This window comes from Anoxybacillus sp. FSL W8-0382 (genome assembly GCF_038003845.1).
Lineage (GTDB): Bacteria > Bacillota > Bacilli > Bacillales > Anoxybacillaceae > Anoxybacillus > Anoxybacillus flavithermus_G.
In genome coordinates this window covers 1,194,072-1,215,928 of sequence record NZ_JBBOPX010000001.1, presented here as the reverse complement: position 1 = coordinate 1,215,928, position 21,857 = coordinate 1,194,072, and the positions used below count along the sequence as shown (strand labels likewise).

Sequence of the window (21,857 nt, the reverse complement as noted above, 5' to 3'; positions counted from 1 at the left end):
AAAGAAGCGAGCGAATATGCTCGCTTTTTCTAATTTTCACGAAAATGACGAACGGACGAAACATATGGTATAATGTTGAACATTCAAGGGGGGATGATATGTTTAAATATCCGAATGGGCGGACGTATGAAAAAAAAGAAAATGAACAGACGTTGCGCGCTTGTACTCCTGATACGTACGGGAACCGCGGGATGACACTTGAGGCTGACTTAAATGAAACAAACACGTATTACTTAGCTCAAGGTATTGCTGTCATTCATAAAAAACCGACACCTGTGCAAATTGTGCGTGTCGATTATCCAAAACGAAGTGCTGCCGTCATTAAAGAAGCGTACTTTAAACAGCCGTCCACGACAGACTATAACGGCATATATCGTGGGAAATATATCGATTTTGAAGCGAAAGAAACACGGAATCGCACATCATTTCCGCTTCAAAACTTTCACGAACACCAAATTGAACATATAAAACAAGTGTTAACGCATGGAGCCATTTGCTTCGTGATTTTGCGTTTTACGACGTTTGACGAAACATATTTATTGGACGCACATCACCTCCTTGAATATTGGGAGCGAAAGCAACAAGGTGGTCGTAAATCGATTACAAAAGCGGAAGTCGAACGGCGCGGCCATCTCATTCCGCTTGGCTATCACCCACGAATCGATTATATTCATATTGTGGACAAACTATATTTTTAGAATAGGAGGAACGATATGGCGAATTATCGTTCACGAACAGAACGAAAACAGGCAGAACAAAAAAAACAACGTCCGCGGAAACGAGGGCGATCGATTATGAAAAAAATTGTGCTTATCATGTTGCTTATTATGACGATCGGGATGTTCTCCGGTGTGGCGGCGTTTGCTTGGATGATTAAAGACGCTCCACCGCTCGATGAGACGTTGTTGCGCGATCCTTTAGCTTCGATCATTTACGATGGAAATGGGCAAAAAGTGGTAGAGCTAGGACAACAAAAACGAATTTACGTATCGTATAATGATATTCCAAAAGTGCTCGAACAAGCTGTACTCGCTACAGAAGATGCCCGCTTCTATAAGCATCACGGATTTGACATTGTGCGTTTTTTCGGAGCGGTACTAGCTAACGTCCGAGAAGGATTTGGTGCTGAAGGTGGAAGCACAATTACACAACAAGTCGTAAAACTTTCTTTTTTAACACCTGAAAAAACGATAAAACGAAAAGTACAAGAATTATGGCTTGCCATTCAATTAGAGAAAAAATACTCGAAGCAAGAAATTTTAGAAATGTATTTAAACAAAATTTATTACTCGAGCCGCTCATACGGTGTTGCAAAAGCGGCAGAAACGTACTTTGGGAAAAGCGATTTATCGCAATTGACGCTACCAGAAGCGGCATTGCTCGCTGGCATTCCGCAAAGCCCGAACAATTATAACCCGTTTACGCATCCAGAAGCGGCAGAAAAACGTCGCAATACGGTGCTATCGCTAATGGCGAAACATGGGTTTATTTCGAAAGAAGAAGCAGAAGAAGCAAAAAAAGTGCCTGTACAATCGCTATTAACAGAAAATAAACAACAAAGCGATATTCCGTATGACTCTTTTATTGACCAAGTGATCGATGAAGTAACCGAAAAAACAGGGCTTGATGTGTTTACGGCTGGATTGCACATTTATACAACGTTAGATCCGAACGCCCAATCGTATGTTGAGGAGTTGCTCAATTCTGACGAAGTCATTCGCACAAACAAGGCCGATTTCCAAGCTGGCATTGCGGTTTTAGATACGAAAACAGGAGAAATTCGCGCGCTTGGCGGCGGTCGGAAAAAAGAAGAAGGTGTCACGTTCGGATTTAACTATGCAACGGATACACGAAAACAGCCTGGTTCGACAATTAAACCAATTGTTGACTATGGTCCTGCAATCGAATATTTAAAATGGTCGACGTATCATCAACTAAAAGATGAGCCATATCAATACTCTGATGGAACACCGATTAAAAACTGGGACGGCAAATACGAAGGTCAAATGTCGATGCGTACTGCCCTCGCTCGTTCACGTAACATCCCGGCATTAAAAGCGCTCCAAGAAGTCGGCTTAGAGCGGGCAAAACAATTTGCAAATAAACTTGGCATGGGCTTTGAAGAAATGCATGAAGCATATGCGGTTGGTGGCGTCGGCAAAGGCGTCTCTCCACTCCAAATGGCCGGTGCATATAGCGCATTCGGAAACGGTGGCACTTACATTGAACCACATGCCGTAAAAAAAGTCGTATTTCCAGATGGAACAGAAATGGACCTTCGTCCAGAACCAAAGGTGGCGATGAAAGACTATACGGCGTTTATGATTACTGACATGTTAAAAACGGCCGTGCAATCTGGATCAGGGAGAGCAGCAAACGTACCAGGTCTTCATGTCGCTGGAAAAACAGGAACGACAAACTATGATGAAAAAGATCGTCGGAAATACGGGCTTGAGAGAGGTTCAGTTCCTGACAGCTGGTTTGTTGGCTATACGCCAAACTATACGGCTGCCATTTGGACCGGTTTTAGTAAAAAAAGTAGCGAAGCGTATTTATCGAAGCCTGAACAACAATATGCGAAACAGTTGTTTAAACGCGTCATTTCCCATATTGACGACGGCAGTGGCGGTGATTTTAAACAACCGAAAAGCGTCGTGAAACTGGCGGTGAAAAAGGGAACGAATCCTCCGAAACTAGCAAATGAATATACGCCAGAAAATGAAATTACGTATGAATATTTCGTGCGCGGTTATGAAGAACCGACAGAAGTAGCTGAAGATAAGCCAGAAGTCGTCGAACCAGTAAAAGACTTGCGCGCACAATACGATCCAGCGACACAAATGATTTCATTATCGTGGTCATACACGATCGATCCTGAAAAAGATGTGTCGTTTGAAGTAAGGCAGACAGTAGATGGCCGTAAACCGACCGTTATTGCAACAACAAAAGACTCACAACTAACCGTTGAGGCAAAAGAAGGTTCGGTGTACTTATTTGAAGTATACGTTGTCACAGCAGATGGCACACAAAGCGCACCTGCTACAGCACTTGTGCAAATTCCGAAAGAAGAACCGGAACAACCGAGTGAAAATGAATCACCGGAACAACCGAGTGAAAATGAATCACCGGAACAACCGGGAAACGGAGAAAGTCCGGAGACGCCAACAAACCCGAGCGAGCCAAACCCAAGCAATCCAGAGACGCCAACAAATCCGAGCGATCCGGGAACACCAACAAACCCGACAAATCCAACAAACCCGACAAATCCAACAAACCCGACAAATCCAACAAATCCGAATAACAATTCATCAACAAATTCGTCGGGAACGAACAATCAACAACGAAATGGAAATAGCGGTGGAACAACGAATAATCAATAAGTAAGAAAAGAGACTGAGTGCATCCTCAGTCTCTTTTTTGTTGAGCCATTCGTTTATAAAATAGCTTCATGAGTTCGGTAAATAGTTCATCTAATTGCACAAAAGAATGGTGAAGAGTAGGACGGACGAAAATAAACGAAAGTCGATCCACAACATTTAACGGACGAAGCGGGAGCGACTGAACTTCCTTTTCCCATTCGTATACGTTGCTCACTGCTCGTTCATTAAGCCAATGTAACGCACATAAAAAGTAGCTTATTCCCCGAACGATCCCCTCTTTTGCTTTGTTCGCTTGACGCGCTGCAAATAACGGGGCGAGTTCACGCTTTTCTTCTTCCCAAAGTTGAAATATGGCAGGAAGCGCGCATTCTTTTTGTTGCCAAGGCTCTTCTTTTTGCGTTATATCGTAATAAAATGGCACATGCTTCATCATCATCGGGAACGGTTGAAACGTATGGGTATCAATGAAATCGGCCGAAAAAAAGAGCGGATGTTGAAACGTTTTTGGAACGATCATTTACATCTTTCCTTTCATCCGTTTTTTTCCTTCACGACAAAGATGAAGTAATGGACAAACGTCACATTTTGGTGATTGCGCTTTACAATGATAGCGCCCAAAAAAAATAAGGCGATGATGGGTCACCGACCATTCTTCTTTCGGAATTTTTTTCATTAGCGTTTCTTCTACTTCTAGCACAGAATCCTTCCAACGACAAATGCCAAGTCGTTTGCTGACACGTTCGACATGCGTATCAACAGCAATCGCGGGAACACCGAATGCAACCGATACGACGACGTTCGCTGTTTTCCGTCCGACGCCTGGAAGCTTCATTAATTCATCACGATTTTTTGGCACTTCTCCGTTATATTGTTCAATTAATATACGACATAGTTGTTGAATATTTTTCGCTTTATTCCGATATAGTCCGATCGAACGTATATCTTGTTGAAGCTCTTCTAGCGGAACAGAGACGTAATCTTCTGGTGTTTTATATTTTTCAAATAGTTGCTTCGTCACCTTATTAACGAGCGCATCAGTACATTGCGCCGATAATACAACAGCAATTAATAGTTCAAACGGATTGCGGTGAACGAGCTCACAATGCGCGTTTGGGAACATGTTTGCAATTTCATCTAAACAGTAGCGAATTTGCTGCTTCGTTAACATGTAACCATCCTTTCTACGACTGTTCAAGCCAATTATAAATCGGAACGGTTGGTTTATACGGTTGATCTTGTTTCAACTGGTTTTTTCGAAACTTTTTCGCATGTTGTTGCGCTTGTTCGATCGTTTTAATTCCGTTCTTTTTCCATTCGAATAAAATGCGATCAATGTAACGGAAATTTAGTTTTCCTGATAGTACAGCTTCACGTAACGCCGCTTTAATGATGATCGGATCGTGTTCATCTTGATCCATCCACATCGCTAACGTCTCGCATTCCATCGGGGAAAGCGGACGGCCAAATTCATGTTCAAAAACGGTATACAATTGTTCTTCTTGCTCTTCTTCTTGTTTTTGTTCTTGAAAAACAGCACGAATAAGTTTTTCCCAAAGCGGATCGAGTGAATAGCATTCACTACGAATGTTATCATCCATTCGTTCTTCAATAGCTAAAAATCCTTTTTGCACAAGCTTTCGCAATTGTTGCATGCACATTTCAGATGAAATGGTCATGCGTGCAGCGATTTCATCTGGGGTTGGAAATGAAATGCCTTGTTCAAGAAACGAATGAATGTGTAACAGTAACATAAACTCTGTTTCATTTAACCCAAGCGTTTTATAGCTCGTTAACAATAACCTTGGAATTGCCACACTTCCTTCACGAAAAAAACGAATCATTTCATTATCCATGTCAAACACCTCACGCCCTATTATATCATAAAACAAATCCCCCATGTGAGCACGGGGGATTTCATCATTATGGGTATAAACGATTGAGTAAACGCGGAAACGGAATCGTTTCACGAACATGTTCAACGCCACAAATCCAAGCAATTGTTCGTTCAAGTCCTAGTCCGAAACCTGAATGTGGCACAGAGCCGTATTGACGAAGTTCTAAATACCATTTATACGCATCGAGCGATAACTGATGTTCTTCTAACCGTTGTTTTAATAAATCATAGTCGTGAATACGCTCTGAACCGCCAATAATTTCACCATATCCTTCTGGAGCGATTAAATCCGCACAAAGAACAACTTCTGGGCGATTTGGATCTGGCTGCATATAAAACGGCTTTAATGTCGTTGGATAATGCGTAATAAATACCGGCTTATCGAAGCTTTCCGCAATGGCAGTTTCATGCGGAGCGCCAAAATCATCGCCCCATTGAATGTCGTCAAATCCTTTCTCATGAAGAAGCTGAATCGCTTCATCATACGTAATGCGCGCAAATGGCGGCTTGACATTTTCTAGCTTAGACGTATCACGACCAAGCGTTTTCAGCTCGAGCTGACAATTTTTTAATACCGATTGCACAATATGGGATACGTATTGTTCTTGTACTTGTAAGTTATCTTCAAATTGATAAAACGCCATTTCCGGCTCAATCATCCAAAACTCAATTAAATGGCGGCGCGTTTTTGATTTTTCAGCACGAAACGTTGGACCGAATGAAAATACTTTGCCAAGCGCCATCGCTGCTGCTTCCATATATAGCTGTCCGCTTTGAGAAAGGTATGCATCTTCATCAAAATATTTCGTGCGGAACAATTCCGTCGTTCCTTCCGGTGCACTTCCCGTTAAAATCGGCGGATCAACTTTCACGAAGCCATTTTCATTAAAAAATTCATACGTCGCACGAATGACTTCGTTACGAATTTTCATAATGGCATGTTGACGTTTCGAGCGAAGCCATAAATGGCGATGGTCCATTAGAAATTCGATCCCATGCTCTTTTGGTGTAATTGGATAATCAACAGCCATATGAATAAGTTCAATATTTGTGACGGAAAGCTCGTATCCAAATGGAGAACGTGCATCTTCACGCACTACACCTGTGACATAGAGTGAACTTTCTTGCGTGATGCTTTTTGCCGCCTGAAATACACCTTCGCTCACTTGCGCTTTTTCCACGACTCCTTGAATAAAGCCTGTGCCATCACGCAATTGTAAAAAAGCGATTTTTCCGCTCGACCGTTTGTTCGCAAGCCAAGCACCAATTGTTACTTCTTGTCCTACATATTTATGTACTTCTGCAATTGTCGTTTTCACAAAAAGTCCCTCCAAAGACGTTCAACTATTATGTACATCATCAATATTAATACATTTCGACAAAAAAACGCAAGATGATCGTTTTCACCCATGAAAGAAAAGGCTAGCCATATCGACTAGCCACGCGTTTTTTCATTTATAAATGTTTCGATACGATTGAGAGCCTCATGAAGTGAATCAAGCGATGTTGCATAGGATAAACGCACATTGTTTGGCGCACCAAATCCTGAACCTGGAACGAGTGCGACTTTCGCTTCTTCAAGCAACGCTTCGACAAACGCATCGACATGTTCGTATCCAGTCATTGTTGCCGCTTCTTTTGCGTTTGGGAACAAATAAAATGCACCTTGTGGTTTCACGCATGAAAACCCTGGAATTTGAATTAAACGCTCGTAAATAATATTTAAACGTTGTTCAAACGCTTGACGCATTTGTTCAACTGGCTCTTGTGGCCCGCTATATGCAGCAATTGCAGCGTATTGAGCAATCGATGTTGGATTCGATGTGCTATGGCTTGCCAAATCGGTCATAGCGCCGATAATCTCGGCATCTCCTGCTGCGTAACCAATGCGCCATCCCGTCATCGAATGCGATTTAGATACCCCGTTAATAATGATCGTTTGTTTTTTTAGATCAGGTGAAAGCTGGGCAATCGAAATGTGTTCATGTCCACCGTATATTAGTTTTTCATAAATTTCATCCGACACAATAAGCACATCGTGAGCTAAGCATACTTCACCGAGCGCTTGTATCTCTTCTTTCGTATAAATGACGCCTGTTGGGTTGCTTGGTGAGTTAATAATGACCGCTTTTGTGCGATCTGTCATCGCCTGTTCTAATTGTTGCGGTGTAATTTTAAACTCATTTTCTTCAAGCCCTTCGACATAAACAGGCACTCCGCCCGCTAGTTTCACTTGTTCAGGATAACTCACCCAATATGGCGTTGGAATAATGACTTCATCACCTTCGTCTAAAATGACTTGAAATAGCGTATAAAGCGCATGTTTCGCTCCAACACATACAATAATTTCTGACAGTTTATAGTCAAGTTGTTGATCACGTTGAAATTTTTTTATAATCTCTTGTTTTAATGTCGCCAATCCGCCAGATGGCGTGTATTTTGTATGTCCATCGTACATCGCTTTTACAGCTGCTTCCATAATATGTTGAGGTGTATTAAAATCCGGTTCACCTGCACCAAGTCCGATGACATCATGCCCTGCTGCTTTTAATTCTTTCGCTTTCGCTGTAATAGCAAGCGTTGATGATGGCGTTAATGATGCGACGCGCTTCGCTAACTTCATGAATCCTTCCCCCTCGCAAAATGATATCTTTTCAAAAAGGCCCCGTCTTCAAAACGAACGTAATAAAACGAATAACGGTCTCGTTCGTCAATATATGTAATTTCCCATAGCGGGATCCCTTTTTCCATTCCTAATTTTACTGATACGACTTCTTTCGGATGATACGTTTTAATGGACGATTGCGCTTGTTGTTTCGTAATACCTTCCGAAGCCTTTCGAACATCGATAATTTCCCCTTTTTCTGTCACCCACGCAATCATTTGTTCACCTTCGTCATTTTTTCCTATGACGATCACGTATACCTCACTACCTCGGTACGTATATACGTCATCGATATGGATGATCCCTTTTTTCTCTACCTGTTTCATCGCACGTTGTTCACTTTCGTTTTTAGATGATACCGCATCACTATATGCGTCGATATATAGAAATAACGCCGTAAACAACAAGCATACGAAGGCAATCAAAACCTTCTTCATTTTCATCCCTTCTTACGTTCGATAAATCGTAAATACAGCCTTTTCTTTATTTTCTTCATCAAGCGCTAGTCCAAACATTAAGTCTTTTTCTTTTAACGTCCGGTTTAAACAATCAACAATTTTATATAAGTCTGATGAGTATTCAACTTTTACAGTTGCTAATACTTCGATTTTACTTTCCACGACCCGATCCTCCATGTGCACAAATTTTGTTACTTATATCGTTTATTGCGAACGGAAACAATACAATTACACACCAATTTCGGTGTATAAACATCTTCATTGTAGCAACAATTTCCTACATTAGTCAATTTGAATTAAAAAAAATCCTATCGTACACACCGCGGGCCGAACGCTGGCCCTTTTTTAAAATGTCATGACGTCGTATTCCTCTAAGTTGCATTTCACTACAATGACACCAAAACGATTTGTCTCATAACAATCAATCCAGGCAGCGTACAGCCGCTCAAGCAACCGTTCATTCGTCCAGCTGCCATGTTTCTTAAAAATGATTGCTACTTGTGGATCGACATGTTTTAAAAACGATGTACGCGGGTAATCATTGACGCCGAAATGAGCAATTTTTAATATGTTTACATCACTAAGCGGCATCGTCATCAATTTTTGTTCCACATCGTCGCTCGCATGCGCCATATATAAAAGGCGAAGACGCCCGTACTGAATCGACATTGTTACATCTCCATTGTCAATATAGAGCGGCTGCATCCGAAAATGGGGAAACGGTTCATACACCTTTTGTTCTTTCCATTCGCTCACCACTTTCGGACCGTACGTTTGTTCAATCCATTTCACATTGCCGATATATTCCCGATCATCGCTCGTTAACAAAAGTTCGTCGATTTCGGTAATATGGAAATGTTCAAACCATCTTTTTAGTTCGCGTTCTGTATGCGGAGCCCCTGTATTTAACAATACCGTTTTTCCGCTTGCGTGTTTGAATAACGTCGCTTCCCCATCACTAAGCGGCAAAAAAATAATCGCCATTTCTTCTTCTTCGAGCATCATATCAATTTTTTGAATATGCCCCGCTGATGTTGAAGGATGCATTAAACTATTGCATATCAAAAATAATAACACCCATTGCAAAACGTCCACTCCCTTCATCTACATCTTTTATCTTTTACCGATGAAGGGAATTTTATAGCCATTCGTTTACATGTTGTAAAAGCTCCAAAAGCGGCGCATGATATACCCGAATAGGTGGCAACGACTGTAAAAAATATTTGCTATATGATGCTGTTAACAATCGTTGGTCGAAGACGAAAATGATTCCACGATCTTCTTTTGTCCGAATTAATCGTCCAAATCCTTGCTTAAAGCGTAAAATTGCTTGCGGCAACGATAAATCGTAAAATGGATTGCCTCCTTTTGCGCGAATATAATCGCTTTTCGCTTCCATGACCGGATCATCTGGCGGCGCAAACGGCAATCGAACAATGACAACGCATGTCACTTCGCTTCCTGGAAGGTCGATTCCTTCCCAAAAACTACTTGTGCCAAATAAAATCGCTTGCTCAAACTGTTGAAAATGGCGTGTTAATTTCGCTGCGTTGCCTCCGCTCACTCCTTGAGCAAGCAATACAAACTGATCATCGTTAAATTGTTTCGCATACACATACGTTTGTTTTAACAATTCATACGATGTGAATAATACGAGCATTCGTCCCCTTGTATGTCGGGCGATGCGTATCACTTGTTGGGCTGCATGCTCCGCATATTGCTCAACTGTAACCGAAGGAAACGTCGGTAAGTCTGTTGGCACCATAAGGGCAGCTTGTTTTTCATACGAAAACGGAGACGGAATGATGCGTGTGAATGGATAAAAATCGTCAAGACCAAGACGCGAAATGATAAATGAAAAACGAGCATTTGTCGTTAACGTAGCCGAAGTTAAAATGACGCTCCGCTTCCGTGAAAATAATTGATCAGCAAAAAAATGAGCTAAATCGAGCGGTTGTGAAATAACTGTGACTGCATTCACTGCAGCTTTTGCATCTACTTCGAGCCAACGAACAATATCATCATCATCGCTCGTTAATAAATGTTGCAACGTACATAAAGTATCAATAAACGTCGTAAAAGGCTTCACATCTTCTTTTGGAATATCGTTTATCATTTGTGATAACTGTTGCACGTCATTCATTATGCGCATAAGCAACTCGATCGTTCCGCTCCACTCTTTTCCGTATTCTTTCCACGGGACGAAACGGTAACGCATACGTCCATCTCCTTTTTGACGACGCAACACATAATGACGCAGAGATTGAAATAGTTGATTGAGTTCGTATTCAAGATCCCCTAAAAGCGAGCGAAGCGCCCCCATTTTGTGTATCATAGCGATGTCGTTCATTCGTGTCCACAATAAACGAATGTATTCGTATGAAACGTGCCTTCCGAAAAAGTGAGCAGCTACATCTTCTAAATGATGCGCTTCATCAATAATGAGTTGTTCATACGGTGGCAAAAATTTTTCATCCGCTGTTAAATCGTGCATAACAAATGAATGGTTTGTAATAATAACATGTGCATGTTTCGCTTTTTCTTTCGCGCGAACGAAAAAATCGTATTCTTCATTCGTATCATCGCTATGTACATCTTCCCAAAATAGCGCGCCACCTGCCGTTAAGTTTAGTTCATCAACATCCCCTGTCTCTGTTTCTGTTAACCAAACAAGCAATTGACATTTCGTTAACGCAATATCGTAATTTGTATCGATACGTTTTAACGTGCGAGCAAATTTTCGTACGCTCATATAGTTTCGCTTTCCTTTTAAAACAGCGGTCGTAAATGGGAAAGGGACGAGCTGTGCAACTCGCGGCAACTCTTTTTCAATCATTTGTTTTTGTAGCTGGAGCGTATAGGTGCTAACGACGATTGGCTGCTGTTGCTTCACCGCATAAAAGACGACCGGGAGCAAGTACGCCATCGTCTTTCCGACGCCCGTTCCCGCTTCAATTAACGCATGTTGGCACGTTTGTAGCGCATAGTTAACGTCGTCCATCATTTGTTTTTGTCCTTCTCGATATTCAAACGGCGCCACAAATGGATTTGTCGCAAACCATTGTAAAAAAGATGGAAGATGTTCATGACGATCAACTCGTTTTGGCGAATTCCACGCCTTTAAAGCAACGCCTTCATATTCAACGATGGATTCATTCGTTTGAAGCGAGCGTTCTTTTTTGGAAATGAATTTATCTAACAGAGCGGTCAAATCGCTTTTTAACGGTTGACTATGGCGGCGTAATTGTTTTAATGTCACAAGCGGTAAACGGGATAGCTTGTGCAGTAAAAAAAGAAGCAGTTGCGCCGTTGCTTCTGCGTCGTAATCTGCTTGGTGCGGGCGATCATGCGCAAGCGACAACGCTTCGGCTAAGTGATTCAGTTTATAGCTTGATTGTGTCGGCATAAGAAAACGAGCGAGTTCTACCGTATCTAAAAGCCGACATGTCGGTGGTTGTATTCCGCTACGAATAAATTCCTCTTGTAAAAATGCCCAGTCGAACTGAACGTTATGCGCGACAAAATAAGCTCCTTCCCATTGTTCAACAAGCATCGCAGCGATATGTTGGAACGGCGGAGCATCATGCACCATCGCATGATCAATACCTGTTAGTTGTTGAATAAACAGCGGGATATCCCGCTCTGGCTGAACAAATGTTGAAAAACGTTCACTAACTTTGCCGCCCTCGATGACGACAAAACCGATTTGGATGATGCGATCTTCTTTTTTCGGGGCATTTCCTGTCGTTTCAATATCGACGACGACAAAGCGATCATTCATCTATTTTCCACCTCGCATGTATGTGACAAATAAAAAGAGGCGGCATGGCGCCCGTTATAAAACGGTCGCCGCCGGCTCTTGGACAATGAGTTTTTTAATGCGGTTATGCTCGTCCATAATCGCAATTTTCGGACGGTGTGATGCTAATTTTTCTTCTGGTACGAGTACATATGAAATGACGATGATAATATCATCTTTTTGCACGAGACGGGCTGCTGCTCCGTTTAAACAAAACACACCGCTTCCTCTTTCACCAGGAATAATATACGTTTCAAATCGTGCTCCATTGTTATTATTTACAATTTGTACTTTCTCATTTGGAACCATGCCGACTGCATCTAAAATATCTTCATCAATTGTAATGCTACCGACATAGTTTAAATTGGCTTCCGTCACGCGAGCACGATGAATTTTAGCGTTCATTAATGTGCGAAACATGGTGTTTCCCCCTTATTGTACGTTCATAACGATATTATCAATCAAACGCGCATTTGTAAACCGCACAGCGAGCGCAACAATAATTTTTCCCCGTAACGTGTCGAGCGGCTGCAACTCTGGATACGAATAAATCTCTACGTAATCGATGACGCCGGTTGTATATTGCTCAATATGGTGCACAATCGCTTTTCGTACGGTCTCCACGTCACGTTCTCCTGCTTCAATGAGCGTTTTTCCTTTTTGTAAAGCAGCATATAACGCCGGAGCTTCTTGCCGTTCTTGCTCGCTTAAATACACGTTGCGTGAGCTTTTTGCAAGGCCATCGTCTTCACGTACTGTCGGAACAGCAACGAGTTCGATCGGAAAATGGAAATCGCGGATAAGTCCGTCGATGACCGCCACTTGTTGCGCATCTTTCAGCCCGAAATATGCGCGATGTGGCATGACGATATGAAACAGCTTCGTCACCACCGTTGCGACACCGTCAAAATGACCAGGGCGGGACTTTCCACAAAGCACATCCACTCGTTCATGCACTTTCACTGTGACCGACGGTTCATGCGGATACATTTCTGTCACAGAAGGGTAAAATATAATGTCCACACCTGCTCGTTCAGCTATTTTATAATCACGCTCAAAATCACGTGGATAACGATCGAAATCTTCGTTTGGTCCAAATTGAAGCGGGTTAACAAAAATGCTTAAAACGACGATGTCATTTTCCTTGCGTGCCCGTTCCAACAACGCCACATGACCTTCATGCAAGTATCCCATCGTTGGCACAAAACCGATCGTTTTTCCTTTTTGACGCTCAGCCATTATACAGTCTTGCATCTGTTCGATTTTTTCGATTGTAATCACAATTACTTCCCTCCGTATAACGCTAGCCATTGTTGTTCGTTCATCATAAATGATTGCCCATCGCTCGGGAATTGACGTGTTTTGACGTCAGCCACATACTCGGCTAGCGCTTGCTGCATCGTTTGCTGAACGTTCGCATATTGTTTAACAAATTTCGGTACACGTTCTACACCATATCCGAGTACATCGTGATAAACAAGCACTTGTCCATCCGTACCAACTCCCGCTCCAATACCAATTGTCGGGATGGCTAGTTGTTTCGTAATCGCTTCGCCAAGTTGCTTCGGCACACATTCTAAAACGAGCGCGATCGCCCCCGCTTGCTCGCACGCTTTTGCTTCCTCTAGAAGACGTCGAGCACTTTCAGCATCTTTTCCTTGTACTTTATATCCACCTAACACCCCGACCGATTGTGGCGTTAGGCCGAGGTGAGCAACAACAGGTACACCTGATTGTGTTAAAGAGGAAATGACTTGCAATACAGGACCTGCTCCTTCCACTTTGACAGCATTAGCCCCTGATTGTTGCATGATCGCTTTTGCATGTTGTAACGCATCGTTCACCGTACTGTAAGACATAAAAGGCATATCTGTCACGATAAACGTATGTGGCGCGCCACGGCGAACGGCTTTCGTATGATGAATCATATCTGCAACCGTCACAGGAATCGTTGAGTCGTATCCTAATACGACCATGCCGAGTGAATCGCCAACTAAAATCATGTCAACACCGGCCGCCTCAGCTAGTTTTGCTGACGGGTAATCGTAAGCTGTCAGCATAACGATTGGCTCATGATTTTTTTTCATGTTGAGAAAATCTAATTTTGTTTTCATTAATATCCTCCTCTCATATGCAGAGGAAATGGATAAAAAAAGCCTTCTTTCTGCCAAAATGAGAAAGAAGGACTTTTGTTCTACTCCATCCCTCTGTCCCCGTCCGTTTCATCGGATCAAGGCAGAAATGATCATAAATACGTTGTATGCGTGCGCGCGTGGTGCAGTTCTTACAAAGATACTGCCCAATATCAACCGCTTTCATTTTAACAAATATTTCGGAATTTTCCTACTGTTTTTTTATTTCAATATCTGCAGAATAAATGTAATGAACGGCTCCGTCTTCTGTTTGCACTTTTAACGTGCCCGAATCTGTAATGCCAAGTGCTACACCACGAATGGCTCCATTTAATGTACGCGCTACAATTTGTTGACCGATCGTTACCGAATAGCCTTCCCACAACAGTTTAATCGGTAAAAAACCATGTTGTAAATATTGTTCGTATAACTGTTCTAATTTTTGCAATAACGTTTGAACAATTTTCGGCCGATGGAACGTTCGTCCCGTTTCAATCGCGAGTGATGTCGCAATTGGAGCAATATCGTTTGGAAACTGTTTTTGATTGACGTTCATGCCGATGCCGACGATGACTGCTCGCACTTGATCGGGATCGGCTTGTAATTCCGTTAAAATGCCAGCGACTTTTTTACCATTGATTAATATATCGTTTGGCCATTTAATGTCCGGTACGATATTTGTTATCTCTTGGATCGTTTGAGCGACCGCAACAGCCACTAAAAGAGTTAATTGAGGAGCTTGCTGTAGCGGAATGGACGGACGTAAAATGATGCTCATCCAAATTCCTGTTCCTTTCGGTGAATGCCATGACCGATTTAAACGGCCTCTTCCTGCCGTTTGTTCTTCCGCAATGACAACCGTCCCTTCTTCGGCGCCTTCATGGGCAAGTTGATGAGCCAATTGTTGTGTTGACGGCACGCTTTCTTGATCGTATACACTCCAGCCAAAACGTTTCGTTTTTAATCCGAGTTGTAGTTCATTAGCGTTTAGTTTATCTGGCATTTTTTTTAAGCGATAGCCGAGCTTGCGAACCGCTTCAACTTCAAATCCTTCTTTTCTTAAGTCTTCGATATGTTTCCAAATAGCTGTTCGTGAGCAACCGAGCTGCTCGCTAATTTTTTGCCCGGACAAAAATGTTTCGCCTGCTTCTGTAAATAGTTTTAACAATTGTTTTCTCGTTTCTGATTGCACATCGCCCACTCCTTTAGCTTCTCTTTCTCATTTTCTACTTGACGATGCAATACGGCACGCTCGATGTTTTCAATCATTTCCGATAACCAAGGACCGCCTTTTTTCTTAAATAAAACGAGCAAATCATGACCGTTGATCGCCAACTCTTTTCGATTGCGAATCGGCAGCATTTCCCATTGTTTCAATAACGAGTGAACAGACGGTTTGTCGTCATAAACAGCTGCACGTATACGTTCAATGTGCGGAATGTACGGTCCATACTCGTATAATGCATCGATTGTCCAGTCCGTAAGTGAGCGAATATGTTCAAGCGCCTTTAAACAAATCAAAATGTCACGAATGAGATGATTCGACAATTTCCAATTTTTTAATTGTTCACGATGAAAGTGAACGACAAATGCAAATTGTGCCCATGCTTCAATGCGATCGACTGGTACTAAAGAATAACTACTTAGCTTGATCAGCTCCTCTTTTTTTGTTGCAAGCTCAGGCAAGTAAGCAAATAAATTCGTCTCCACTAAAAGTGCGATCGCTTTCGATACAAATGGACCGAGCAACAATTTCTCAAATTCAACAGCAATGCGCTCAACGGCGATATGTTGTAATAAATGGCCGTATTGTATGATCGCTTGTTTCGTCTTCAGTGATAAAGAAAAACCGAGTTGACTGACAAATCGAAGCGCTCGCATCATCCGCAACGCATCCTCGTTAAAGCGTTCAGCAGCATCTCCAACTGTTTCAATGATGCGCTGCTTTAATGCTTCCACTCCTCCAAACGGATCGATGATCTCACCGTACTCATTCATCGCGATCGCATTCATCGTAAAATCGCGCCGTTGCAAATCTTCGTTAAGAGAACGAACGAACGTGACATCTTTCGGTCTTCGGTAATCTTCATACCGCCCTTCCTTTCGAAATGTCGTCACTTCATATGAAACGCCACGTTCAATGACCATTACTGTGCCATGCGCAATACCAACAGGAACCGTTCTAGGAAAAATGGCCATCACTTCTTGCGGGTGGGCCGATGTCGCAATATCAATGTCTCCAATCGGTCTTTGTAATAAATAGTCGCGCACCGCACCACCGACAAAATACGCTTCATGTCCATGGCGTTTTAACGTTTTAATGACAGAGAGCGCCTGCCGAAACTGTTCGTTCATCGTTCTTCCCCTTTAAGTTGAAAATAAATATGTTCATATTGTGCCACAATTCGCTCAGAATAAAATTTTTCGTATACCGTTTCATATGCGTTTTTCCCCATTGTCTCGCGAAGTGTTTCATCCGTCAGTAAACGAAGCGTTTGACGCGTCGCATCGTTTATATCACCGAGCGCACATAAAAAGCCGTTTTTGCCATCTTCAATTACTTCAGGAATGCCACCGATCGCTGTTCCGACGCATGGAACTCGACACGCCATCGCTTCCAGTAAAACGAGACCGAAACTTTCTTTTTCTGATAATAATAATTTCACGTCACTAATGGAATACAATTCCGCTAAATTTTCTTGCTTTCCTAGAAAACGAACGTGATCGCATAAATTTAATTCTTTTACAAGGCGACAAACGACCGTCATTTCTGGCCCATCACCGACAAGAAGCAATTTTGCAGGTACTTGTTTGACGACGAGCGCAAACGTACGAACGACATCGCATACCCGCTTCACTTTCCGAAAGTTCGACACGTGAATAACTACTTTTTCGTGCGGTGCGATACCGTATTGACGACGGAGTTCATCGTTTCGTCGTCTGCTGTATACACGTTCATCAACAAAGTTGTATACCGTTTGAATCGGCTTTTGCACGTCAAGCAATTCATATGTTTGAACCGCTAACGCATTCGATACTGCTGTGACGACATCGGATTGCTCGATGCCAAATTTAATTAAATCGCTTAATGACGGGTCGTATCCGAGGACGGTAATGTCTGTACCATGCAACGTCGTCACAATTTTCAAATGGTCACCAACCATTTGTTTCGCTAAAAAGGCGCAAAGAGCGTGCGGAACAGCATAGTGGGCATGAATGATGTCGAGCTCTTCTCGCTTCGCAACTTCTGCAATTTTACTCGCCAACGCTAAGTCGTATGGGGGATATTGAAATACAGAATACGGGTTGACCGTTACCTCATGATAGTAAATATTTGGATATATTTTGTTTAGTCGAAATGGAATGCTTGACGAAATAAAATGAATGTCATGCCCGCGTTCAGCAAGCATTTTTCCTAATTCTGTCGCAACCACTCCAGATCCGCCAACTGACGGATAGCAAACGATTCCTATTTTTAGTTTCATCTTTCTTCCCCTAACAAATCATGTGCAAGTATCACTGGTTTTTTTGATATAAATCCTTCTGCGAACGAAACACCGACTTCTTTTCCGAACAATCGCTCGCGGCTTTCAACGGTTTCAATATATCCGTTCGTCAACGGTGTGTCAACTGAGTCGCTCGTTCGTTCAAACTGGCTTTCATACGCGCGTAAACTCGCCAACTTTTTGTCGATTGTATCACTAATATCGACGACAAAATGAGGGCGATGAAAACCGTTGATCATATAAAAATAAACGGCATGTACGCGATGAGGAGGGAGTTCTCCATAACGGCGAATGGCGGCTGAAAATACCGCTTCTTCCACCAATCTCGCGCATTGCCCATGATCCGGATGGCGATCTTCCCAGTACGGTGCAAATACAATTTTCGGTCGATATGTCCGAATGACTGTCACGATCGGATCAATATGCTCTTTTTGTACGATAAGTCCACGATCAGGAAGTTTGAGCTGTATGCGTGTGCGAACACCGAGAATGTCAGCTGCCCGCTTCGCTTCTTGTTGTCGAGTATGTACCGTTCCGTTTGATGATAATTCTGCTAACGTCAAATCGCATATGCCGATGTCATACCCTTGTTGCGCGTATTTCGCAATCGTTCCGCCCATGCCAATTTCGACATCATCTGGATGAGCCCCAAATGCTAATATATGCATCATTCTTTTCCTCGCTTCACAATATTTCGCCATGCAAAATCGCCACGTTCTAAACCGTGTATAAGCACTTCTGCTGTTCCCATGTTTGTTGCCAATGGAATGGCATATACGTCACAAAGACGAATAAGGGCACTAACATCTGGCTCGTGTGGTTGAGCGGTTAATGGATCGCGGAAAAAAATGACCATATCCATATCGTTATTTGCAATCATCGCACCAATTTGTTGATCGCCTCCAAGTGGTCCAGATTGAAAACGGTGCACAGAAAGACCGGTCGCCTCTTGAATGCGCAACCCTGTCGTCCCTGTTGCATATAATTCGTGTTCAGCTAAAATATGTTGATAAGCTGTAACAAAGTGAACCATATCTTCCTTCTTTTTATCGTGTGCAATTAATGCAATTTTCAAGTTTATCGCCCCCTTATTCAATTAAATGTTCTAATCCGTATACGAGCGTTTCTAACTTCATCACCGTTTCAACAGAAAAGCGAACACCGGACATAAATGATGCACGGTTAAACGAATCGTGCCGAATCGTCAATGTTTGCCCATCGCCACCAAAAATGACTTCTTGATGCGCGACAAGCCCCGGCAGTCGAACGCTATGAATGCGCATGCCGTCATATAATGCTCCACGTGCCCCTTCCATCGTTTCTTTTTCAGCTTCATGCCCTTGGGTAAAAGAAGGGCGCACTTGTTGAATGAGCTGAGCTGTTTTTAACGCTGTACCAGACGGCGCATCAAGCTTTTGATCGTGATGAAGCTCAATGATTTCTACATGCGGAAAATATTTAGCCGCCATTTGCGCAAATTTCATCATTAAAATGGCACCAATCGCAAAGTTCGGTGCAATAATCGCACCAATTTTTCTCTCTTCCGCTATTTGTGTTAAACGCGCCAAATCGTCTTCTGTAAATCCTGTCGTACCAACGACCGGTCGAACACCGTATTGCAACGCAATCTCTGTATGATGTTTTCCAACTTCTGGCGTTGTTAAATCGATCAATACGTCCGCTTGGACTGTTTGCAAGCAACGCTCCAAATCTGTAAAAATTGGAGCTTCAATGGCTGGAAAACCATCGAGTTCCGCCAACGTTTTTCCTTCGTTCATCCGGTCTACAACCGCTACAAGCTCAAAATGTTTTGTTTGATGAACGAGAGAAACAGCTTCTCGTCCCATTCTCCCACGTGGTCCTGCAATGACAATTCGAATCATCGTTCCTCTTCCTTTCTCGTCCAACGATCACGATCTCGTGTTTGAAATTTATGCATGACTGCATCATGCGCTTCTTGTAAATCGATATGTAACGAATTCGCCATACATATAAGTACAAATAATAAATCGCCTAATTCTTCTTGAATCGTTTTTTCTTGTTCCGTTTTCTTTTTCGGTTTTTCACCATAATAATGATTTACTTCACGAGCAAGCTCACCTAATTCTTCTGTTAAACGGGCCAGCATGGCAAGCGGACTGAAATATCCTTCCTTAAACTGCCCGATGTATTCGTCGACTTCTTGTTGCAGTTGCCGCATCGTTTTTTCCATTGTTCTCACCTCTTACATTCATGTTAGCTAAAAGCGGGGCGTTTGACAAATGTTTTTGACGGGTATGATGACGTTCCTCTATAATAAAAAACGCAGTCATACTCAAGAGGTGAAGACGATGAAACTTAAAAATGTCGCATTTATTTTACTAGGATCGGCAATTTTTGCGTTTGGACTTGTCCATTTTAATATGGAAAATAAACTCGCAGAAGGCGGCTTTACAGGGATTACACTTCTTTTATACTTTTTGTTCGGTATCGATCCTTCCATTTCAAACTTAGTACTGAACATTCCGCTCTTTTTTATCGGCTGGAAGTTGCTCGGGCGGACGACGTTTGTTTATACGATTGTCGGAACGGTTAGTTTATCTATATTTCTTTGGATTTTTCAACGGTACGGGTTTCACATTCCGCTCAATAACGATCTTACGTTAGCTGCTTTGTTTGCCGGCGTTTTCATCGGGGTCGGCCTCGGTATTATTTTCCGTTACGGCGGAACGACGGGCGGTGTCGATATTATTGCGCGGCTTGTCTATAAATATAAAGGCATTAGTATGGGAAAAACGATGTTTCTTTTTGACTCATGCGTTATTGTTCTTTCGTTGTTGACGTATTTACCGTACCGTGAAGGGATGTATACACTCGTCGCCGTATTCGTCGGGGCACGCGTCATCGACTTTTTACAAGAAGGGGCATATGCAGCAAAAGGGGCAACCATTATTTCTGAAAAAAGCGATTTAATTTCCGAGAAAATTATGACGGAAATGGAACGTGGCGTTACGATTTTAAAAGGAATAGGGTCATATACGAAACGCGAACGAGATGTTTTATATTGCGTCGTTGCCAAAAACGAATTGTCACGTTTAAAATCAATCATCACGTCTGTTGATCCACATGCGTTTGTTGCGATTAGCGATGTACACGATGTGCATGGAGAAGGATTTACGTTAGATGAAAATAAACAACCGTTACATGAGTAAAAGCGTCCGACGATGGACGCTTTTATTGTTTATCCCTCACCATTTTCCCCTCTTTTTCCCCACGATATTTTCGCCATCCAACGTACGTTAACGTCATAATAATCATGCCACCAATGGACGTCATAACCCACCATAGCGACGGAAGCGTCGTCTCTTTTTTTCCGTCAGCAAACAACACTTGTAAATCTTCTTCCATTTGTCGCAACTCTTTCATCCGCTCTGTTGCATGCAATTGGCGAAAAGCAGGGGCTTCTAAAAGCGAAATATGGGCAGATACACGTTGCACTTGTTCACGATCAGCGTTAATTTTTACGCTCGGTTCAATAAGTTCATACCGTTGTAAAAATTGATGAAACGCCTGTTGAAACGATTGTTCGTCTTCTTGCTCCATCGCTTGTTTCATCTTGTCAAATGCAGACATGACAGCGTATTTCATTTCTTTCCAGAGCGGCTGATGTTTCGAATGAACGGCATCAACAGCGAGCCGAAATTGCGTCAATTGGTTAATTCGTTGTTCCGTTGGCACACTCGATGCTGTGACCGCTCTCAATGCTTCTTCGTGCGTAGCCGTTAATACATATATGACATCCATCGAATGAATATCTTCACGAAATAACGCGAATTGTTTTTCGAAATATTCCAATAGCTGTTTCGCTTCTTGCAAGCGATCATTTTTTGTTAACTGAAGCGCTTCGTCAGAAATTTGATCGAGTTTGTCCCACTCAAGTCCGTTTGCATATACTGTATACGGAAATAAACAAATCATGATAAACATCGCGATGAGTCGAATGCGCATCTCCTTGTCCCTCCTTACGATCTTACTATTGAATAT

The 21,857-nt window shown here is 42.4% G+C and carries 23 protein-coding genes; 3 read left to right on the top strand and 20 right to left on the bottom strand.

Annotated features, from left to right (window positions below; translation table 11 throughout):
• Positions 1-98 precede the first annotated feature (98 nt).
• Positions 99-698 carry a Holliday junction resolvase RecU gene (recU, locus tag NSS60_RS06465; RefSeq protein ID WP_004889942.1) on the top strand — a complete coding sequence of 200 codons (600 nt, stop codon included), beginning with the start codon at positions 99-101 and terminating at the stop codon, positions 696-698.
• Between the two features lie 15 nt (positions 699-713).
• Positions 714-3,380 (top strand): penicillin-binding protein 1A, encoded by a 2,667-nt coding sequence (locus NSS60_RS06460; protein WP_088223256.1) that lies wholly within the window; start codon positions 714-716, stop codon positions 3,378-3,380.
• Positions 3,381-3,405: 25 nt separating this feature from the next.
• Here NSS60_RS06460 and NSS60_RS06455 read toward each other — a convergent pair whose 3' ends face one another.
• The 19 genes from NSS60_RS06455 to NSS60_RS06365 form a co-directional block, all read right to left on the bottom strand.
• Positions 3,406-3,897 (bottom strand): YpoC family protein, encoded by a 492-nt coding sequence (locus NSS60_RS06455; protein WP_340720739.1) that lies wholly within the window; start codon positions 3,895-3,897, stop codon positions 3,406-3,408.
• Positions 3,898-4,548, bottom strand: a complete 651-nt coding sequence (gene nth, locus NSS60_RS06450; protein WP_004889938.1) for an endonuclease III — start codon at positions 4,546-4,548, stop codon at positions 3,898-3,900.
• A 13-nt stretch (positions 4,549-4,561) separates the two neighbouring features.
• Positions 4,562-5,233, bottom strand: a complete 672-nt coding sequence (locus NSS60_RS06445) for a DnaD domain-containing protein (protein ID WP_004889937.1) — start codon at positions 5,231-5,233, stop codon at positions 4,562-4,564.
• A gap of 67 nt (positions 5,234-5,300) precedes the next feature.
• The gene (asnS, locus tag NSS60_RS06440) at positions 5,301-6,593 is read right to left on the bottom strand and encodes an asparagine--tRNA ligase (protein ID WP_340720738.1); all 1,293 of its coding nucleotides are present in this window, start codon (positions 6,591-6,593) and stop codon (positions 5,301-5,303) included.
• A gap of 116 nt (positions 6,594-6,709) precedes the next feature.
• On the bottom strand, positions 6,710-7,897 hold the full coding sequence (locus tag NSS60_RS06435; protein WP_340720737.1) for a pyridoxal phosphate-dependent aminotransferase: 1,188 nt from the start codon (positions 7,895-7,897) through the stop codon (positions 6,710-6,712).
• The gene (locus tag NSS60_RS06430; RefSeq protein WP_339173852.1) at positions 7,894-8,376 is read right to left on the bottom strand and encodes a cell wall elongation regulator TseB-like domain-containing protein; all 483 of its coding nucleotides are present in this window, start codon (positions 8,374-8,376) and stop codon (positions 7,894-7,896) included. The genes NSS60_RS06435 and NSS60_RS06430 overlap by 4 nt, the downstream gene beginning before the upstream one ends.
• A 12-nt stretch (positions 8,377-8,388) precedes the next feature.
• The gene (locus tag NSS60_RS06425) at positions 8,389-8,559 is read right to left on the bottom strand and encodes a YpmA family protein (protein WP_006319505.1); all 171 of its coding nucleotides are present in this window, start codon (positions 8,557-8,559) and stop codon (positions 8,389-8,391) included.
• A 183-nt stretch (positions 8,560-8,742) separates the two neighbouring features.
• Positions 8,743-9,501, bottom strand: coding sequence for a ComEC/Rec2 family competence protein (locus NSS60_RS06420; protein ID WP_340720736.1), 759 nt, complete (start codon positions 9,499-9,501; stop codon positions 8,743-8,745).
• Positions 9,502-9,535: 34 nt separating this feature from the next.
• Positions 9,536-12,178 (bottom strand): ATP-dependent DNA helicase DinG, encoded by a 2,643-nt coding sequence (gene dinG / locus NSS60_RS06415; protein WP_340720735.1) that lies wholly within the window; start codon positions 12,176-12,178, stop codon positions 9,536-9,538.
• A gap of 54 nt (positions 12,179-12,232) precedes the next feature.
• Entirely contained in the window at positions 12,233-12,616 is a 384-nt protein-coding gene (panD, locus tag NSS60_RS06410) for an aspartate 1-decarboxylase (RefSeq protein WP_340720734.1), read from the bottom strand.
• Between the two features lie 12 nt (positions 12,617-12,628).
• Complete coding sequence (gene panC, locus NSS60_RS06405) at positions 12,629-13,477, bottom strand: pantoate--beta-alanine ligase (RefSeq protein ID WP_004889918.1); 849 nt, start codon at positions 13,475-13,477, stop codon at positions 12,629-12,631.
• Positions 13,478-13,479: 2 nt separating this feature from the next.
• Entirely contained in the window at positions 13,480-14,310 is an 831-nt protein-coding gene (gene panB / locus NSS60_RS06400; protein ID WP_004889915.1) for a 3-methyl-2-oxobutanoate hydroxymethyltransferase, read from the bottom strand.
• 229 nt (positions 14,311-14,539) lie between these two features.
• Entirely contained in the window at positions 14,540-15,520 is a 981-nt protein-coding gene (locus tag NSS60_RS06395) for a bifunctional biotin--[acetyl-CoA-carboxylase] synthetase/biotin operon repressor (protein WP_035018588.1), read from the bottom strand.
• On the bottom strand, positions 15,490-16,683 hold the full coding sequence (locus NSS60_RS06390) for a CCA tRNA nucleotidyltransferase (RefSeq protein ID WP_004889913.1): 1,194 nt from the start codon (positions 16,681-16,683) through the stop codon (positions 15,490-15,492). Before NSS60_RS06390 ends, NSS60_RS06395 begins: the two co-directional genes overlap by 31 nt.
• Positions 16,680-17,813, bottom strand: coding sequence for an N-acetyl-alpha-D-glucosaminyl L-malate synthase BshA (gene bshA, locus NSS60_RS06385; protein WP_004889912.1), 1,134 nt, complete (start codon positions 17,811-17,813; stop codon positions 16,680-16,682). Before bshA ends, NSS60_RS06390 begins: the two co-directional genes overlap by 4 nt.
• Entirely contained in the window at positions 17,810-18,502 is a 693-nt protein-coding gene (bshB1, locus tag NSS60_RS06380; protein WP_004889906.1) for a bacillithiol biosynthesis deacetylase BshB1, read from the bottom strand. The genes bshA and bshB1 overlap by 4 nt, the downstream gene beginning before the upstream one ends.
• Positions 18,502-18,909: a methylglyoxal synthase gene (gene mgsA / locus NSS60_RS06375; RefSeq protein ID WP_004889902.1), complete on the bottom strand. Its 408-nt coding sequence runs from the start codon at positions 18,907-18,909 to the stop codon at positions 18,502-18,504. Before mgsA ends, bshB1 begins: the two co-directional genes overlap by 1 nt.
• Before the next feature lie 13 nt (positions 18,910-18,922).
• A complete protein-coding gene (gene dapB / locus NSS60_RS06370) occupies positions 18,923-19,717 on the bottom strand; it encodes a 4-hydroxy-tetrahydrodipicolinate reductase (RefSeq protein WP_004889901.1) in 795 nt (264 codons plus the stop codon).
• Positions 19,714-20,046 carry a nucleotide pyrophosphohydrolase gene (locus tag NSS60_RS06365; protein WP_026011653.1) on the bottom strand — a complete coding sequence of 111 codons (333 nt, stop codon included), beginning with the start codon at positions 20,044-20,046 and terminating at the stop codon, positions 19,714-19,716. The genes dapB and NSS60_RS06365 overlap by 4 nt, the downstream gene beginning before the upstream one ends.
• A 118-nt stretch (positions 20,047-20,164) precedes the next feature.
• Between NSS60_RS06365 and NSS60_RS06360 the strand changes: the two genes are divergently transcribed.
• Positions 20,165-21,025 (top strand): YitT family protein, encoded by an 861-nt coding sequence (locus tag NSS60_RS06360; protein ID WP_035018584.1) that lies wholly within the window; start codon positions 20,165-20,167, stop codon positions 21,023-21,025.
• A 22-nt stretch (positions 21,026-21,047) separates the two neighbouring features.
• Here the strand turns inward: NSS60_RS06360 and ypjB are convergent, their stop codons facing one another.
• The gene (ypjB, locus tag NSS60_RS06355; protein ID WP_004889894.1) at positions 21,048-21,821 is read right to left on the bottom strand and encodes a sporulation protein YpjB; all 774 of its coding nucleotides are present in this window, start codon (positions 21,819-21,821) and stop codon (positions 21,048-21,050) included.
• Between the last annotated feature and the right edge of the window lie 36 nt (positions 21,822-21,857).